This is a genomic window from Rhizobium zaerense, from assembly GCF_051810725.1.
Taxonomy (GTDB): domain Bacteria; phylum Pseudomonadota; class Alphaproteobacteria; order Rhizobiales; family Rhizobiaceae; genus Rhizobium; species Rhizobium leguminosarum_I.
This window is the reverse complement of sequence record NZ_CM132690.1, coordinates 62,031-79,237: the sequence shown is the minus strand read 5'-3', so window position 1 is coordinate 79,237 and position 17,207 is coordinate 62,031. Positions and strand designations below refer to the sequence as shown.

The window sequence follows — 17,207 nt, the reverse complement described above, 5'->3', positions numbered from 1 at the left end:
CCTGATCTCTCAGGCGCTTTTTACATTATGAGGGGTTGGACGATCAGAACTCTTCCCAGCTGTCGTGCGCCACGGCCGCGGACCCGCGCGACGGAACAACGGAGCGACGGACCGCCGGGGAGCGAGGCGAAGGGGCCGCGGCTGCCGGCGCCCGCATCTTTTGTGCGACCGAGGCAAGCGCTGCGGCGTTCCTCGAACCTGAGACATTGAAGCGGGTGGCGAGCTGCTTCAGCGTCTGTGCCTCGTCGTTGAGTGCGACGCTCGCAGCAGTCGCTTCCTCCACCATCGCCGCGTTCTGCTGCGTTACCTGGTCCATCTGGTTCATGGCCTGGTTGATTTCCTTCAAGCCGACAGCCTGTTCGCTGGCCGATGCCGAGATCTGCCGGATGAGGTCGTTGATGCCCATCACCTGTTCGGCGATCTTGTGCAGCGTGCCGCCGGCGCGCCCGACGAGATCGACGCCTTCCTTGACCTGGACGGCCGAGGTGTTGATCAGCGTCTTGATTTCCTTGGCGGCATTGGCCGAACGCTGCGCGAGTTCACGCACCTCCTGGGCGACGACGGCAAAACCCTTGCCGGCTTCCCCGGCACGCGCCGCCTCGACACCCGCATTCAGGGCGAGCAGATTGGTCTGGAAGGCGATCTCATCGATGACGCCGATGATCCGCGAAACCTCCGTCGAAGATTGTTCGATCCCTCGCATCGAGGCAATCGCCTTCTGCACCACTTCGCCGGACTTTTCCGCATCCTGGCAGGCGAGGTTGACGTTGTCGGCTGCCGTACGCGCATTCTCGGCGCTGGAATCGACCTGCGCGGTGAGCTCGTTGAGCGCCGCCGCCGTCTCCTCCAGACTTGCTGCCTGCTGCTCGGTGCGCTTGGCGAGGTCGGAAGCGCTGTTACTGATTTCGCCGGTGCCGGAGCCGATGTTGGCGACGCTGAGGTTCATCGTGTTGATCGTCTCTTCGAGGCTCGCAAGGGCGGCGTTGAAATCCTGTTTCAGCTTGCCGTATTCGCCGGGGAATTCGTCGGTGATGCGGTGACTGAGATTGCCCTGCGACAGCGCGGAAAGGCCGGCGCCAACGATCGAGACGATATGGCGCTGCAGCGACACCGATTCCTGGCGTTCCGATTCCGAACGGCTGCGCTCGGTCTCGGCGGCCTGCCGCTGGTCGGCGGCCTCGTCTTCGAGGCGGCGGCTGTCGGCGAGCGTGAAGCGGAAGCCTTCCAGCGCCTTGGCGACCGAACCGACTTCGTCGCTGCGGTCTTGGGCGGCGATTGGTTCGCCATATTGGCCGTCGCTCAGTGCCTTGACGCTGGCGACGAGGCCGCCGAGCGGCCGCTGCACGAAAGAGCGGACCGCGAAATGGAGCGCCAGCATGACGGCGCCAAGCACGATCAGCCCGTTGATGATCATCACGTAGGTCTGGTCTCGCACCGGCGCGTTGATTGCCGTGTGCGGCACGTCGACGAGCACGACCCAGGTGGCGTTGACGCCGGGGACCGCGAACGGATAGACGACACGATCGAAGGGATCGAGGCCGTCATAGGTGAGGTTCCTGACGAGACCGGGCTGCTTGCTCGACAGCGCCGTCTTGACGATGTCGGTGCCCTCGCCGTCGTATTCCTTGGTCATCAGGTCGGGGATCGGCGCGACGATCCAGTTGCCGGCCTGCGACAGCAGCGTGACGCGGCCCGAACCGAAAGGATGCAGCGCCTGCAGCTTGTCGGTCAGCGACTTCAGCGAAATATCGACACCGCCGACGCCGATCATCTTGCCGCCAGACATGACCGGATAGGCAATCGAGGTCAGCAGCGTCGGCACGTCCGTTCCCTCGGCCATATAGGGCGTCGTGATCGCGCCCTTGCCGCTGTCGGCGGCGAGCTTCCACCATGCGGCGGTATAATCATTGTCGAAGGTCGAATATTGGATGCCGCCGTCCTTGGTCTTCGACCAGTATGGCGTGAAGGCGCCGTTCTTGTTGGTGCCTTCGTCATTGTTGTTGGCGACCTCAGTGGTCTTGCCGTCAAGCGCGCCGAGTTGTTCGCAGAACCAGCTGCCGAAGGCGAAGGTGTTCTGCTCGAGATTGGCTTTCAGTACGTTGATCATGCCCTTGCGGTCGAGCGACTTGCCTTCATGGCCGCGGCCGATGACGCCCGACATGGTGCGAGCGGCGCTGGCGAGTTCGCCGACATTGGCGGCGATTTCATTGGCGATCGATTTCGCTTCGAGGTTGGCCTGATCCATCGTCAGCGTCTGGACGCGATCCCGGGTCTGGCCGATGAGGAAAAAATTCGAAACGATGAGAACAAGCGCGATGGCGATGCCGGTGATGACGATGAGTTTCGCGGCAAGCGATTTCATGCGAAAAATGAACATGGGGTCCTCGGGCAAGGATGCGCCGAACGGGCATTCTCCGGCGCAGGAGCGAAGGCTCGCCCCATCATGGGGCAGCCGCCTACAGCGCCGTGCGTCTTTTCGAGACGCGCAAAGGACGCTGTAGCACTTTGAATGGCTGCATAATTTCATCCTTAAATCGATTCCGATTTAAGGAATTATGCAGTCGACAGCTGGATTCCAAAAGCGCAGGGAACCGGCGGCCACGAGGAACATCGCCGGAAATCTCTTAAATTTGAATGAAACTCGATCGGTCGAGACAAGGAAAACCGCCGGAACGCCCTGAATTACAGGGCGTTTCGCCGGCGGTTTCGCAAAGAGACGCCCCTATATCCTGTCTGCGACTTCCTCGCTCAAGGGGATCGAAGGTTGCGCCCCGGCCTTGAGGCATGCGAGCGAACCGGCAACCGCCGCACGACGCAGCGCCGAGACAAAATCGAGGCCTTCGTCGAGGCTGGCAGCGAAATAGCCGCAGAATGTGTCTCCGGCGCCGACCGTATCGACAGGTTCGATCTTGAGACCCTGCGCTCGTGAAATCGCCCCGTCGCGGATGGCGATGACCCCGTCGGCACCGAGCGTCACGATCAGCGTCTGGCCCGTCTCCGCATGCAGGCGCGCAAGGGCTGCCTCGCGTGCTTGGGCGTCCATGCCCTCCTGTCCGGCAAGCCGCTCGAACTCGGTTTCGTTGGCAATGACGATATCGGCAAGTCGGCCGAGACGCGGCGCATCGGGGATCAGCGGCGCGAGGTTGAGGATGCTGGTGACGCCCTTGGCGCGGGCGGCCGACAGCGCACGTTCGACGGCAGCAGCTGGCACTTCGAGCTGCAGCATCAGGATATCGCCTTCGTTCATGCGGCCGATCGCCGTCTCGGCATCGGCAGGCGTGACCTGGCCATTGGCGCCGGGAACGACGGCAATCATGTTCTCGCCGTCGCCGCCGACAAGGATCAGCGCCGTGCCTGTCGGACCGTCGACATGGTTGATGAGGGAAAGGTCGGTGCCTGCATCATCGAGCAGGGCCAGCGCCTCCGCAGCGAAAGCATCCTTGCCGACGGCGCCGGCCATATGCACGTAGCGGCCGGCGCGCCGCGCTGCCAGCGCCTGGTTGGCGCCCTTGCCGCCGGCGGCCGTCGCAAAGCCGTTGCCGGCCACCGTCTCACCGGGCTTCGGCAGGCGCTCGGTCGTGGCGATGAGATCCATGTTGATGGACCCGAAAACTGTGATCATGAATGTGTCCCGTCTTCTAGAGCATGATGCCGAAAAGTGTGATCGGTTTTCGGCCGACATCATGCTCCTACTGTTTCATGCGGGCGAGACACTGCCCGAAGCGATCACTCCTCGTCAACCACCCGGAGCTTCAGAAGACCGGTGCGGCTTTCTACCGATTTGGCCGCGGCCTCGCCGTCGCGGGCGGGGGGTGCATCGCCGCCGCCCGCCTCAAATTCCAGCGCTTCGATCTTGGCGCCGCGTTTGGTCAGCTTGTCGGCCGACGTGACCACCATGTCGATATCCTTCTGCGCCATGGCGAAATGGCCTTGCAGCTTGCGCACCCGCTCGTCGAGGCGGCTGAGATCGTCCATCAGGATTGCCACCTCGCCCTGGATCAGATGCGCCTGCGCCCGCATGCGCTGATCCTTGAGCACGGCCTGGATGACCTGGATCGACAACATCAGCAGCGACGGCGAGACGATGACGATACGCGCGCGGTGCGCCTTCTGCACCACCGGCTCGAAGTGCTCGTGGATCTCGGCGAAGATCGATTCGGATGGCACGAAGAGAAAGGCCGTATCCTGCGTTTCCCCCTGGATCAGATATTTCTCGGAAATGTCTCGGATATGGATTTCCATATCGCGGCGGAACTGCTGGCCGGCGATCTTGCCTGCCTCGGGGCTGCCGGCGTCGCGGATCGCGTTCCAGGCTTCGAGCGGAAATTTCGCGTCGATCACCAGCGGCGGCGCGCCGTTCGGCATGCGGATCGTGCAGTCCGGCCGTGAACCGTTGGACAGCGTCTGCTGGAAGGCGTAGGCGCCCATCGGCAGACCGTCGGCAACAATCGTTTCCATCCTGGACTGGCCGAAGGCGCCGCGCGTCTGCTTGTTGGACAGAATGGCCTGCAGTCCGACGACATCCTTGGCGAGCGTCTGGATATTGTTCTGCGCGGCATCGATGACCGCCAGCCGCTCCTGCAGCCTTTGCAGGTTCTCATGCGTCGATTTCGTCTGCTCGGTGATCGTCGAGCTCATGCGCTGCGACATGCCGTCGAGGCGCTGGCTGATCGTCTGGTTGAGTTCGCTCTGCCGCGCGCCGAAGACCTCGGTCATCGCCGCGATGCGGCCCTGCATCTCGGCCTGGATCTTCAAAAGCTCGGCCATCCGCGCTTCGTTTTCCTCGGCACGAAAGCTCGCTTCCTCCGCCTGCTCGCGGCGAAGGCTGGCGCCGCGCAGCAGAAGCACGATCACTAGCAGGGCGAGGGCGGCGAGAACGCCGCCGGCAAGCGCCAGCATGGCCGGACTGATCGAGGCAAGGGAAAGGGCGAGCGATTCGGAATGGATGGTCATGCGGCAAGCATAACAGAAGAAACGGCGATATATAGATCAAAACGTGAACGGAATGGACGGCGTGCAATATCCTCGCACGCTATCGTTCTTCTCGCTCGGCGAGAAGAAATCGCCGTCCGATTTAACGATTGCTCAACCATATTGGCCAAAACCTGCGGCGCAGAAATTCCGTCCCGCGCCGCGCGCCAAGTACAGAGATCTCCATGACCGCCCAGCAGACCGACAATGCCCTCAGGCAGCGCCTCGATTTCATCGAACTGGATGAGGCGGCGCGCAAGTCGATGCGGGATCTGCGCCCTGTGATATCAGAGCTGATCGGCGGCGCCCTCGACAAATTCTACGCCAAGATCGCCAAGACCCCTGCTGTCGCCGGCTTCTTCGCCGATAAGAATCACGTCGGCCATGCCAAGAAGCGCCAGCAGGATCATTGGGCCAATCTTGCCGGCGGCGCGTTCGATGAGAGCTATGTCAACGGCGTGACCGCAGTCGGCCGCACCCACGCCCGCATCGGGCTGGAGCCGCGCTGGTATATCGGCGGTTACGCCATCGTCATGTCCGAGCTCGTCAAAGGCATCATGGAGAAGCAGTGGCCGTCGATCTTTGCGCGCCGAGAGGGCAAGGCATTGGCCGAGAAGCTGTCGGCCGTCATCAAATCAGGCATGCTCGACGTGGATTATTCCATCTCGGTCTATCTGGAAACGCTCGAAGCCAAGCGTCGCGCCTTGGAAGAAGAGCGCGCCCAGGCCGAATCCGACCAGGCGATCGCCCTGGAGCAACTGCGCCGCGGTCTGGAAGCGCTGTCGAAAGGCGATCTTGAAGCCACCCTGCCGTCCGACCTGCCGGGCAATTTCAGGCAGATGGCCGAGGATTACAACCGCGCCGTCAGGGCGCTAAGCCAGTCCTTCGCCTCCGTACGCGAGACCTCGGGCCATATCATGAGCGGCGCCGACGTTATATCCAATGCGACCAACGATCTGGCGCTACGAACCGCCCAGCAGGCGGCAGGCGTCGAGGAGAGCTCGGCCGCCCTGCAGCAGCTGTCCGTCAGCGTCGGCCAGACGGCCGCCAATGCCGAGAAGGCTTCGGCCGCGGTGCGCGAGACGCAAGAGAAGGCGAAGAACTCCGGTGAACTCGTCACCAGTGCTGTCTCGGCGATGGCCGGCATCGAGAAATCCTCGACCGGGATCTCCAAGATCATCGGCGTCATCGATGAGATCGCCTTCCAGACCAACCTGCTGGCGCTGAACGCTGGTGTCGAGGCGGCCCGCGCCGGTGATGCCGGCAAGGGTTTTGCCGTTGTCGCCCAGGAAGTGCGCCAGCTCGCCCAGCGGACCGCGGAAGCGGCCAAGGAGATCAAGAACCTGATCTCGCAGAGCTCGACCCAGGTCAACGAGGGCGTCGGCATCGTCTCCAGCACCGGTGAGGCGCTGAGCGATATGATCAGCCGCATCGATATCATCAACCGTTTCGTCGCCGATATCGCCGCGGCCGCCCGCGATCAGGCGACTGGCGTCAACGAGGTCAGCCTCGCCGTCCGCAACATGGGTGTGATCACCCAGCAGAATTCGGACATGGTCGAGCACTCCTCGGCAGAAACCCGCCGGCTCAAGGATGAGGTGGAGAGCCTGATTGAGCTGCTGCGGCGCTTCCGCGCCCGGCCGGAGGGACGTTCCGCCGGTGCTGCTCGACGGGCTGCTTGAGGCCAATATGGCGAAATTCCAGGCGGGGATGCAAAAAATCGTATTCCCCGCCTGCCGGATAATTCCATAGTCGGAAAAGATGGGTTATGGGAACGCCATGACCATCAAGCCACTCATCATTCTTCCCGATCCCGTTCTCCGCCAGCTGTCCAAGCCGATCGAGCGGGTGGATGCCGACCTCCAGCGTCTTGCCGACGATATGTTGGAAACGATGTACGACGCGCCGGGCATCGGCCTTGCCGCCATCCAGATCGGCGTGCCGCGCCGCATGCTCGTCATCGACATCTCGCGCGAGGGCGAGGAAAAGCAGCCGCAGGTCTTCATCAATCCGGAGATCCTGACATCCTCCGACGAGCGCTCCGTCTATGAGGAAGGCTGCCTTTCGATTCCAGACTATTATGCCGAGGTCGAACGCCCGGCCACCGTCTCGGTCAAGTATCTCGACCGCAACGGCAAGGAACAGACCGTGGAAGCCGACGGCCTGCTCGCCACCTGCCTGCAGCACGAGATCGACCACCTGAACGGTGTGCTCTTCATCGATCACATATCGCGGCTGAAGCGGGAGATGGTGATCAAGAAATTCACCAAGGCAGCGAAGTCCAAGGCGCTCTGACGCTGCGTTGAAAATTTGCCGGCGAGGCACTATGATATCACTGATATCATGACGGAGGTGCCGAATGGGTGATTTTCTGATCAGAAATATTTCCGAGGCAATGAAGCGAGACATTGCGGAATCGGCGCAGCGGAGCGGAAACAGCCTTTCTGACGAGGCCAAGGAGCTTTTGCGGGAAGCGCTGAAAAGAAAAACCGAAGCAAAGCCAGAGACTTCGTCGGCCTATGAAGCGATACGCGCCGCTTTCGTCGGCGAAAACGCGGTAGACGATGAATTCGCTGCAATCATGGACGAAATCGAGGCGGCGCGGAAAAACGATTTCGGCCGGCCGTTCGAGGATTTCGAATGATCGTTCTCGATACGAATGTGATTTCCGAGTTCGCCAGGCCATTGCCGAATGAAAACGTGAAGGCCTGGATACTGCGGCAGGATGGTTCGAGAATCTGGCTTTGCACGGTTGGCTTGATGGAGCAGATTTACGGAGCCGAAAGGGTTTTCTTGAAGACAGGATCGGACCGCTTCTCTCGCGCGATCGAGAATTTGGTGAAAGGCCAGTTTCGCGATCGTATCGCCGGCTGGGATTTGGAAACGGCCATGGCAACCGGTCGCTTGCGGGCGAAACGCGAGAACATGGGGCGGCCGATTTCGGTCCAGGATGCCATGATTGCCGCCATCTGCCTTGCAAACGGCGCGACGCTTGCGACCCGCAACACCCGAGATTTCGAAGGGCTTGATCTCAAGCTCGTAAACCCGTTTGAAGACGGTTGATCCTCAATTGGCGAGATAAAATGTCTCTTCGCATCATTTTCATGGGAACCCCGGAGTTCTCGGTTCCGACCCTGCGCCTGCTCGTCGATGCCGGCCACAGGATCGTTGCGGTCTATACGCAGCCGCCGCGGCCGGGCGGCCGGCGCGGGCTCGATCTGCAGAAATCGCCGGTGCACCAGACGGCCGAACTGCTCGGCCTGCCGGTCTTCACCCCGGTCAATTTCAAGGACCCCGAGGAGCGCGAGAGGTTTCGTGCTTTCAATGCCGATGTGGGCGTCGTCGTTGCCTACGGGCTGCTGCTGCCGGAAGCGATTTTGAACGGCACAAGGGATGGCTGTTACAACGGTCATGCCTCGCTGTTGCCGCGCTGGCGCGGTGCGGCACCGATCCAGCGGGCGATCATGGCCGGCGACGCAAAGACCGGCATGATGGTGATGAAGATGGACAAGGGTCTGGATACCGGCGCCGTCGCACTCACCCGCGAGGTCGAGATCGGCCCGAACATGACCGCTGGCGAGCTGCACGACCGGCTGATGCTGGTTGGCGCCAAGGCGATGGCGGAAGCTATGGTGAAACTCGAGATGAACGACCTGCCGCTGACGCCGCAGCCGGATGAGGGCGTGCTTTACGCCGCCAAGATCGACAAGGCCGAGACCCGCATCGATTTCGCCCGCGATGCGCGGGATGTGCACAATCACATCCGCGGCCTCGCGCCGTTTCCGGGGGCCTGGTTCGAGCTGGAGATCGGCGGTAAGTCGGAACGGGTAAAGGTGCTGGGGTCCGAACTGGCTGAAGGTCAGGGTGCGGCCGGGCAACTGCTGACGGACGATCTCGTGGTTGCCTGCGCTTCGGGTGCTGTGCGGCTGACCAGGCTGCAGAAGGCCGGCGGCAAGCCGCTGGCGGCGGCCGACTTCCTCAGGGGCACGCCGCTTGCGGCGGGCACGAGGCTTTCCTGATGCCGCGTTTCCGCATGACCGTCGAATATGACGGCGGCCCCTATGTCGGCTGGCAGCGGCAGGAGAACGGCCCCTCGGTGCAGGGCGCGATCGAGGCGGCGGTGCTGTCGCTGACCGGCGAGACGGTGTCGGTGCGCGGCGCCGGCCGCACCGATTCCGGCGTCCATGCCATGGGGCAGGTGATCCATGCCGATCTTTCGAAGGACTGGTCGCCCTACCAGCTGCAGAATGCCTTGAACGCGCATCTGAGGATTGCCGGCGAGCGTGTCTCCATTCTCGACGTCGAGGTGGCTCCCGAATTCTTTGATGCGCGCTTTTCGGCGCTACGGCGCCATTACCTCTATCGCATCGTCAGTCGCCGGGCGCCGCTGGCGCTTCAAGCCGGCAAGGCCTGGTGGGTGCCGAAGGTGCTCGATCACGAGGTCATGCACGCCGCCGCCCAGCGGCTGGTCGGCCGGCATGATTTTTCCACCTTCCGCGCCGCCCATTGCCAGGCAAACAGCCCGGTGCGCACGCTCGACCGGCTGGATGTGACGCGTAACGGCGAGCTGATCGAGATCCGCGCCACGGCGCAGAGTTTCCTCCACAACCAGATCCGTTCCTTCGCCGGCACGCTGAAGCTCGCCGGCGAAGGCAAATGGACGCCTGATGATGTCGAGGCAGCGCTTAAGGCGCGCGACCGCAAGGCCTGCGGCCCGGTGGCGCCGCCGGACGGGCTCTATTTCATGCAGGTGGATTATCCCGACGTGATTCCCGACCGCCGGAGGCCGGTCACCGTTGATGATGACGGTGCCGATGAAAGCGATGATCTGTCGGAGGCTTGATCAGGCAGGATAGATGCCGAGGAAGTGCTGCAGATATTCCGAAAGGATCATCGATGGCACGAGCAGCACCAGTGTCATCGCGCCGACCATCAGCGCATGACCGTGGCAGATCATCCGGAGAATGCGCGCCAGGACGAAGACCTGCGCCAGCATGAAGGCCAGCAGCAGCAGCGAGACGAGGCCGACGGCGCCGGGCAGGAAGAACACCAGCGCCAGCAGCAGCCCGTTGATATAGGAGAGCGGCACGCCGAGCCAGTTGACGCTGACGACGACCGGGGCGAAACGCTCTCCCATGCGAAAAGCAAGCAGCAGCAGCCCGGCAAAGACCAGCGGCACGAACCAGTTGGCGACCTCGACGAGGCCGAGCCTGAAATAGAAGGCAAAATCGACATCGGCTTCCGGCGGCATAGAGCGCAGGAAGGCCTGCCGCCACCAGAGCCAGGAAACGCCCATCGGCGGCAGGCACCAGGCCATCGCCCAGAACGAGCGGTTGACGCCGCGCTCGGACATGTCGAGGTAGCGGAAGCCGCGCGAATCCAGCCGGATCAGCAGCCAGAGGCCGGCCAGGTAATACTGAACCTCTCTAAAGCCCGGCATTGGCGAACCAGCGGGCGATGAAGGTTTCGTAGATCGCCGTCAGCGTCTCCAGATCGGCGACAGCGACGCGCTCGTCGACCATGTGCATCGTCTGGCCGACGAGGCCGAACTCGACGACCGGGCAGTAATCCTTGATGAAGCGCGCATCCGATGTGCCGCCGGTGGTCGAAAGCCGCGGAGATTGGCCGGAAATGCTTTCGACGGCCGATGACAGCGAGGCGATCAGCGCATTGTTGCGCGTCAGGAAGACATGGCTCGGCCGGTCGGCCCAGACGATATCGTATTTCACCGGGTCGCGGCCCGGCCGCAAGGCGCCATCCCGGGCGGCGGCGTCAAGACGGCGCAGGATTTCGGCCCGCAGCGTTTCGACGGTCCAGCTGTCGTTGAAGCGGATGTTGAAGCTCGCCGACGCCTTGGCCGGAATGACGTTGGTCGCCGGATTGCCGACATCGACCGTGGTCACTTCCAGGTTCGACGGCTGGAAATCGTCGGTGCCGCCGTCGAACGGCGGGTCCATCAGCGCGTGCGTCAGCTGCAGCATGCCGCGCACTGGATTGTCGGCGAGATGCGGATAGGCGGCATGGCCCTGCACGCCGTGCACGGTGATTTTACCCGACAGCGAGCCGCGGCGGCCGATCTTGATCATGTCGCCGAGCCTGTCCGGATTTGTGGGTTCGCCGACCAGGCAGGCATCCCAGCGCTCGCCGCGTTCGGCCGCCCATTGCAGCAGCTTGATCGTACCGTTGATCGCTGGACCTTCCTCGTCGCCGGTAATCAGGAAGGAAATCGAGCCCTTGGGTGGCCCGTTTTTCTCGACATGGCGGGCGACGGCGGCGACAAAACAGGCGATGCCGCCCTTCATGTCGACGGCGCCGCGGCCGAAAAGCTCGCCCTTGGAAATCTCGGCGGCAAACGGCGGATGCGTCCAAGCGGCTTCGTCGCCGACTGGCACGACATCGGTATGGCCGGCAAACATCAGATGCGGGCCGTCCTTGCCGAGACGGGCGTAGAGATTTTCGATCTCCGGTGTTCCCTCTTCGCTCGCCTTCACCCTGTCGACCGCAAAGCCGAGCGGCGCAAGCATCGCCTCCAGCGCCGTGAGCGCGCCGCCTTCGGCGGGCGTCACGGAGGGGCAACGAATCAGCATCTGAAGATTGGCGACGGGATCGGTAGCGGTCATAGCGGTCGAACTATCCGGCGGGAATGGCAAAGACATGGCAAGGCGGGGCCGCCTCGCGTAAAAAGACGCCGTCTGTTTACCGGATCAATGTCCTGAAGTCATCAATCTCTGAGCAGCTCGTTGATGCCGGTCTTCGAGCGGGTTTTTTCATCGACGCGCTTGACGATGACGGCGCAGTAGAGATGCGGCGCCGGCTGGCCGTTGCCCATCGTTGCATTGCCCGACGGCATCGAGCCGGCGACGACGACGGAATAAGGCGGCACTTCGCCGTAGCTCACCTCGCCGGTGGCGCGGTCGACGATCTTGGTCGACTTGCCGATGAACACGCCCATGCCGAGCACCGAGCCTTCGCGGACGATACAGCCTTCGACCACCTCGGAACGGGCACCGATGAAGCAATTGTCCTCGATGATCGTCGGGCCGGCCTGCATCGGTTCCAACACGCCGCCAATGCCGACGCCGCCGGAGAGATGCACATGTTTGCCGATCTGCGCGCACGAGCCGACCGTCGCCCAGGTATCGACCATCGTGCCTTCGCCGACATAGGCGCCGAGATTGACGAAGGAGGGCATCAGGATGGCGTTCGGGGCGATATAGGCCGAGCGGCGCACGACGCAGTTCGGCACGGCGCGGAAGCCGGCGGCGCGGAAGTGGTTCTCGCCCCAGTTTTCGAATTTCGAAGGAACCTTGTCCCACCAGGTGGAATTGCCCGAGCCGCCCTTGACCACATCCATGTCGTTGAGGCGGAAGGAGAGCAGCACGGCCTTCTTCAGCCACTGATTGACCGTCCAGGCGCCGTCGGCGGAGCGTTCGGCGACACGGGCCTTGCCGGCATCGAGCAGATCAAGGGCTGATTCGACCGCTTCGCGAACCTCGCCCTTCGTCGACGTGTTCACATTGTCGCGATTGTCGAAGGCGGCTTCGATGATCTTTTCGAGGGATGCGAGGTCGGTGGCGCTCATGAGAATTCCTTAAACTTCGATCTTTATCGTGGAGACGGGGCGTCTCCGGAATTGTGGTTGGCGGCGTTTACCCTGCTCTACAGCATGAAGCCGTAGAACGGAAAGATTTTTCCGACAAGATGATACCTGGATTCAAGACGTTATAGCGACATATCCGGCTTCGAAGGCGGCAATACTGAAAGGCATTTCGACATGGCGAAGGGACGAAACGGCGGTTCGCGGCGCAAGGATGGCGTATGGGACCCGCTGAAGAGCAGTTCGACCGACAGGCAGCGCGCCGAAGCCGTGCCGAAGACGCCGCAGACGCTGTCGCCTGCCTACCGCCTTGCCTATGTCGACGAGGATTTCCTCTGCCGCGAGGAATTGCGGCCGATCCGCCTGCAGCTGGAGTTGTTGAAGACGGAGATGATGCTGACCGAGCGCGGCATCAAGTCGACCGTCGTCATGTTCGGCGGCGCCCGCATTCCCGCCCCCGGCCAGAGCGCCTGGGCAGCCCGCAACGATATCCAGCGCGTCAACCTGGAGGCGGCCTCCGTCTATTATGACGAGGCGCGCAAATTCGCCCGGCTCTGCTCGAAATATTCGGCCACCTTGAATTTCCAAGAATATGTCATCGTCACCGGCGGCGGCCCCGGGGTGATGGAGGCGGGCAATCGCGGCGCGGCCGACGAGGGCGCACCTTCGATCGGCCTCAACATCGTACTGCCGCACGAGCAGGCGCCGAACGCCTATGTGACGCCGGAACTCAGCTTCAACTTCCACTATTTCGCCATCCGCAAGATGCACTTCATGGTGCGCGCCAAGGCGATCGCGGTCTTTCCCGGCGGCTTCGGCACGCTTGACGAATTCTTCGAATGCCTGACGCTGATCCAGACCGGCCGCATGGAGCGCCTGCCGCTGATCCTGTTCGGGGAGGCGTTCTGGCGGAGCATCATCAATTTCGAGGCATTGGCCGAATTCGGCACGATCGCGCCGGACGACGTAAAGCTGATCAGCTTCGTCGATACGGCAGAAGCGGCATGGAAGATCGTGCAGGATTTCTACGAACACCGCGAGTAAGGGCTCAAGCGCGCGCTTCGGCCGAACGACACGCATTCACAATTCCCCCGCTCCTTTCTGCCGGAGCGGGAATGGAGCGGGAGGAACGGTTCGTTCGGTCTTACAGAAGCGGCCGGTCCGGCATGTCGTCGATCGAGATGACGCCGTCCTTGTTGCGGTCCATTCGCGCAAACAGCTTGTCGAAGGCGGCTTCGGCTTCCTGTTTGGAGATCTGGCCGTTCTGGTCGGTGTCGATCCGTTGCATCATCAGCGAGGCGCGCATGAAGTTGCCGCCATGGCGCATCCAGCGATGTCCGTCACGACCGTCGTGGCCGTCGCGCGGCGGTCGTCCCTGGTCATTGTTGTCGGCGGTTTCAGGTGCCGTGGGTGCGGCGTTCGCATCCTTGTTTTCGCCGGCCTCCTGCTTGCGCTGATCTCTCATCGCTTGCATCTGCGTTTTCCGGTACTCACGGATTTCGCCCGGTGTCAGCGAACCGTCCTTGTTGGTGTCGATCGAAGCGAAGATCTTGTCGATGCCGGCGGTCGCCTCGTCCTTGGAGATCTGTCCGTCCTTGTTCGTGTCGAACTGCTTCAGCATGCGGACATAGGTGATTTCGCGGAAGGCAGCTGCGCCCGGACCGGGCCGGCCCATGCCGGCATGCTGGCGCGGTCCGTCACCCGGTGCGGCAAAACCTGCCCCGGCGGCGGCGCCGAAGATGAGGGTGGAGGAAAGCGCTGCCAGTATCAGCTTGTTGCGGTACATCGTGTTTGCCTTTCGTAAGGTGTCCCCTCACGAAAGAAGATATGGCAGCAGGCTCGCAAGACCCAGTTAAACATCGGTAAGATGAATGAAAACTTGGTAATGCGTCAGCCGATAATCCCGCGGAGAAAAGCGGCGAGATCGTCGGTGACGAAATCGATGTGATCCTCCTCGCCGCTGGTCTTCTCCCACCATTCGACGACCGTCTCTTCCAGATTGCGCGGCACCAGCAGCACGGTCTGCATGCCGAGCGCCTTCGGCACCGTCAGGTTGCGCGGCAGATCCTCGAACATCGCCGCCTTGGCGGTTTCGACCCGCTTCAGCGCCGTGAACTTGTCGTAGGTCGCCTGCGCCGGCTTCGGCACGTAGTCGGCAGCGACGATATCGAAGATGTCGTCGAAATGCTCGAGGATGCCGAGCGCCTCCGCCGTCATTTCGGCATGCTTGACGCTGCCATTGGTGAAGATGAATTTGCGTCCCGGTAGCGCCTTGATCGCCTCGCCGAGTTCCGGCTGTGGCGTCAGCGCCGTGTAGTCGATCGCATGCGCCTTTTCGAGAAAGTCGTTCGGGTCGATGCCGTGATGGATCATCAGGCCCTGCAGGGTCGTACCATGCTCGAGGTAATATTGCTTCTGCAGCTTGCGCGCCTCCTCCCGCTCCATCTGCAAGAGTGCCGCAACATAGGAGGTCATGTTCTTGTCGATCTGCGCGAAGAGATTGACATGATGCGGATAGAGCGTGTTGTCGAGGTCGAAGACCCAGTCTGTGACGTGCTGGAAATCGGTTTTATTAGGCGTGCGGTCGATCTTGGTCATGGCGGTCTTATGGCACGGCTTATCCGCCAAGGAAATCGGCAAGAAAGAATAGACGCCCGATTTTCGGCGGACGGCGCAGGCACGGAATGCTAGAAAGCGGTCATGCTTTTCGAACGCCCCGATGACGATACACTCTATGATGCCTTGATCGCGCGCAGCGCCGATTATGAAGGGCAGGCCTATGTCTGCGTGAAGACGACCGGCATCTTCTGCCGTCTGACCTGCCCGGCGCGCAAGCCGAAGCGGGAAAACACGCTCTTCTTCGACACGATCGCCGCCTGCATGCATTCGGGATTCCGCCCGTGCCAGCGCTGCAGGCCGCTGGAGCAGCCGGGCAGGGAGCCGATCGTCGACGAACTGCTTGCCGCACTCGACCGCGAGCCGCAGCTGCGCTGGACCGAGGATGAGCTTGTGCGCCGCGGCCACGATCCCTCGACCGTGCGCCGTGCCGTCAAACGCAGGCTCGGCATGACCTTCCACGATATCGTCCGCTATATCAGGCTGGGCGAAGCGGCCCGGCAACTGGCCGATGGCGCGCGCGTCATCGATGCTCAGCTTGAGGCGGGATACGACTCTCCAAGCGGTTTCCGGACGGCCTTTCAGCGACTCGTCGGCAAGGCGCCGGCGCTGTCGCAGAACCGCGAACTACTCTCTGCCGACTGGTTCGACACCCCGCTCGGGCCGATGGTGGCCGTCGCCGACAAGACGCATCTGCATCTTCTCGAATTCCACGACCGCAAGGCGCTGCCGACCGAGCTCGAGGCGCTGCAGAAACGCGTCCGCTCCTCGGTCGCGATCGGCCGCACGCCGGCGATCGACCGGATCGAGGCGGAGATCCGGGATTATTTCGAAGGGCGGCTGATAGTCTTCAAGACGCCGTTGGCACTCGGCGGCACGCCCTTCGAAAAACATGTCTGGGCAAAGCTCATGGAGATTCCCGCCGGCCAGACGCGCGCCTATGGCGATCTTGCAAGGGAGATGGAAAGGCCGGAGGTCGTGCGTGCCGTCGGCCGCGCCAACGGCGCCAACCAGCTTGCCATCATCGTGCCCTGCCACCGCATCCTCGGCGCGGATGGTTCGTTGACCGGCTATGGTGGCGGACTATGGCGCAAGCAATGGTTGCTGCGGCATGAAGGGAAGATCAGAGCACACGCACCTAACATGGAGGAGACGGCATGAATCAGATTGAAAAGGCCAAGGCATTCGACGCATTGCACCGCAAGGGCGACCCGGTAGTTCTCTACAATATCTGGGATGTCGGCACGGCAAAGGCCGTCGCCGATGCCGGCGCCAGGGCGCTTGCCACGGGAAGCTGGTCGGTCGCCGCTGCCCATGGTTATGCCGACGGCGAGAAGCTGCCGATGTCGGTGCTGGTCGAGACGGCGAAATCCATCACCGCTGTCGTCGATCTGCCGCTTTCGGTCGATTTCGAAGGCGCCTATTCGGCCGAGCCTGAGGGAGCGGCCGCCAACGTCGCCAAGCTGGTGGATGTCGGTGCCGTCGGCATCAATTTCGAGGATCAGGTGATCGGCGGTGGCGGGCTTTATTCGGCCGAGAGGCAGGCGGCCCGCATCCGCGCCATTCGCGCCATGGCCGAAGGGAAGGGCATTCCCTTTTTCATCAACGCTCGCACCGATCTCTTCCTGGCAGAGAGCGATCTTTCCAAACATGCCGGTCTGGTCGACGAGGCGATCGAGCGCGGCAAGGCCTATGCGGCCGCCGGCGGCAGCGGCTTCTTCGTGCCTGGCTTGATCGATCCCGCCTTGATCGAGAAGATCTGTGCCGCATCGCCGTTGCCGGTCAACATCATGATGCGAACAGGCGCCCCCGATGTGAAGGCGCTGGCCAAGCTCGGCGTCGGCCGCGTCAGTTATGGTCCGGGGCCTTACCGGTCGATGATGGAAAAGCTGAAACAGGAGGCGGCGACGATCTATAGTCCGCTCTGACGTCGAATGCCCGAGGACCGCAGATCCAAAGCATGTCGCGCAAAAGTGTGCAGCGGTTTTGCGACAACGGCATGCGAAAAACAAAGAGCTAAAGC

Annotated in this window: 17 protein-coding genes; 9 read left to right on the top strand and 8 right to left on the bottom strand. The window is 62.4% G+C overall.

Features of this window, described 5'->3' with window-relative positions; all coding sequences use genetic code 11:
- Positions 1 to 43: 43 nt before the first annotated feature.
- The 3 genes from ACS4RR_RS00405 to ACS4RR_RS00395 form a co-directional block, all read right to left on the bottom strand.
- Positions 44 to 2,377 carry a methyl-accepting chemotaxis protein gene (locus tag ACS4RR_RS00405; protein ID WP_456189555.1) on the bottom strand — a complete coding sequence of 778 codons (2,334 nt, stop codon included), beginning with the start codon at positions 2,375 to 2,377 and terminating at the stop codon, positions 44 to 46.
- A gap of 345 nt (positions 2,378 to 2,722) precedes the next feature.
- Complete coding sequence (locus ACS4RR_RS00400; protein WP_017966763.1) at positions 2,723 to 3,622, bottom strand: ribokinase; 900 nt, start codon at positions 3,620 to 3,622, stop codon at positions 2,723 to 2,725.
- A gap of 104 nt (positions 3,623 to 3,726) precedes the next feature.
- A complete protein-coding gene (locus tag ACS4RR_RS00395; RefSeq protein WP_222386616.1) occupies positions 3,727 to 4,953 on the bottom strand; it encodes a DNA recombination protein RmuC in 1,227 nt (408 codons plus the stop codon).
- A 203-nt stretch (positions 4,954 to 5,156) separates the two neighbouring features.
- Here ACS4RR_RS00395 and ACS4RR_RS00390 point away from each other — a divergent pair, with 203 nt between their 5' ends.
- The 6 genes from ACS4RR_RS00390 to truA all read left to right on the top strand — a co-directional run bounded on the left by ACS4RR_RS00390 (position 5,157) and on the right by truA (position 9,814).
- Positions 5,157 to 6,653, top strand: a complete 1,497-nt coding sequence (locus tag ACS4RR_RS00390) for a globin-coupled sensor protein (RefSeq protein ID WP_260109941.1) — start codon at positions 5,157 to 5,159, stop codon at positions 6,651 to 6,653.
- 97 nt (positions 6,654 to 6,750) lie between these two features.
- Positions 6,751 to 7,266 carry a peptide deformylase gene (gene def / locus ACS4RR_RS00385; protein WP_222292507.1) on the top strand — a complete coding sequence of 172 codons (516 nt, stop codon included), beginning with the start codon at positions 6,751 to 6,753 and terminating at the stop codon, positions 7,264 to 7,266.
- Between the two features lie 64 nt (positions 7,267 to 7,330).
- Complete coding sequence (locus tag ACS4RR_RS00380) at positions 7,331 to 7,615, top strand: FitA-like ribbon-helix-helix domain-containing protein (protein WP_162115387.1); 285 nt, start codon at positions 7,331 to 7,333, stop codon at positions 7,613 to 7,615.
- Positions 7,612 to 8,034, top strand: a complete 423-nt coding sequence (locus ACS4RR_RS00375) for a type II toxin-antitoxin system VapC family toxin (protein WP_170257405.1) — start codon at positions 7,612 to 7,614, stop codon at positions 8,032 to 8,034. Before ACS4RR_RS00380 ends, ACS4RR_RS00375 begins: the two co-directional genes overlap by 4 nt.
- Before the next feature lie 20 nt (positions 8,035 to 8,054).
- Positions 8,055 to 8,990 (top strand): methionyl-tRNA formyltransferase, encoded by a 936-nt coding sequence (gene fmt, locus ACS4RR_RS00370; protein ID WP_260109942.1) that lies wholly within the window; start codon positions 8,055 to 8,057, stop codon positions 8,988 to 8,990.
- The gene (gene truA / locus ACS4RR_RS00365) at positions 8,990 to 9,814 is read left to right on the top strand and encodes a tRNA pseudouridine(38-40) synthase TruA (protein WP_260109943.1); all 825 of its coding nucleotides are present in this window, start codon (positions 8,990 to 8,992) and stop codon (positions 9,812 to 9,814) included. The genes fmt and truA overlap by 1 nt, the downstream gene beginning before the upstream one ends.
- Here truA and ACS4RR_RS00360 read toward each other — a convergent pair whose 3' ends face one another.
- The 3 genes from ACS4RR_RS00360 to dapD all read right to left on the bottom strand — a co-directional run bounded on the left by ACS4RR_RS00360 (position 9,815) and on the right by dapD (position 12,553).
- Positions 9,815 to 10,411 (bottom strand): hypothetical protein, encoded by a 597-nt coding sequence (locus ACS4RR_RS00360; protein ID WP_260109944.1) that lies wholly within the window; start codon positions 10,409 to 10,411, stop codon positions 9,815 to 9,817.
- The gene (dapE, locus tag ACS4RR_RS00355; protein ID WP_456189554.1) at positions 10,398 to 11,591 is read right to left on the bottom strand and encodes a succinyl-diaminopimelate desuccinylase; all 1,194 of its coding nucleotides are present in this window, start codon (positions 11,589 to 11,591) and stop codon (positions 10,398 to 10,400) included. The genes ACS4RR_RS00360 and dapE overlap by 14 nt, the downstream gene beginning before the upstream one ends.
- Positions 11,592 to 11,692: 101 nt before the next feature.
- A complete protein-coding gene (gene dapD, locus ACS4RR_RS00350) occupies positions 11,693 to 12,553 on the bottom strand; it encodes a 2,3,4,5-tetrahydropyridine-2,6-dicarboxylate N-succinyltransferase (RefSeq protein ID WP_260109946.1) in 861 nt (286 codons plus the stop codon).
- A 192-nt stretch (positions 12,554 to 12,745) separates the two neighbouring features.
- Between dapD and ACS4RR_RS00345 the strand changes: the two genes are divergently transcribed.
- A complete protein-coding gene (locus ACS4RR_RS00345) occupies positions 12,746 to 13,612 on the top strand; it encodes an LOG family protein (RefSeq protein WP_017966774.1) in 867 nt (288 codons plus the stop codon).
- Between the two features lie 100 nt (positions 13,613 to 13,712).
- Here the strand turns inward: ACS4RR_RS00345 and ACS4RR_RS00340 are convergent, their stop codons facing one another.
- Both ACS4RR_RS00340 and ACS4RR_RS00335 read right to left on the bottom strand, forming a co-directional pair.
- Complete coding sequence (locus ACS4RR_RS00340) at positions 13,713 to 14,354, bottom strand: EF-hand domain-containing protein (RefSeq protein ID WP_456189553.1); 642 nt, start codon at positions 14,352 to 14,354, stop codon at positions 13,713 to 13,715.
- Between the two features lie 104 nt (positions 14,355 to 14,458).
- Complete coding sequence (locus tag ACS4RR_RS00335; protein ID WP_456189552.1) at positions 14,459 to 15,166, bottom strand: pyrimidine 5'-nucleotidase; 708 nt, start codon at positions 15,164 to 15,166, stop codon at positions 14,459 to 14,461.
- 102 nt (positions 15,167 to 15,268) lie between these two features.
- On the opposite strand from ACS4RR_RS00335, the gene ACS4RR_RS00330 reads away from it, so the two are divergent.
- Complete coding sequence (locus tag ACS4RR_RS00330) at positions 15,269 to 16,345, top strand: bifunctional transcriptional activator/DNA repair enzyme AdaA (RefSeq protein ID WP_456189551.1); 1,077 nt, start codon at positions 15,269 to 15,271, stop codon at positions 16,343 to 16,345.
- A complete protein-coding gene (locus ACS4RR_RS00325) occupies positions 16,342 to 17,112 on the top strand; it encodes an isocitrate lyase/PEP mutase family protein (RefSeq protein WP_456189550.1) in 771 nt (256 codons plus the stop codon). The genes ACS4RR_RS00330 and ACS4RR_RS00325 overlap by 4 nt, the downstream gene beginning before the upstream one ends.
- Positions 17,113 to 17,207: the final 95 nt, after the last annotated feature.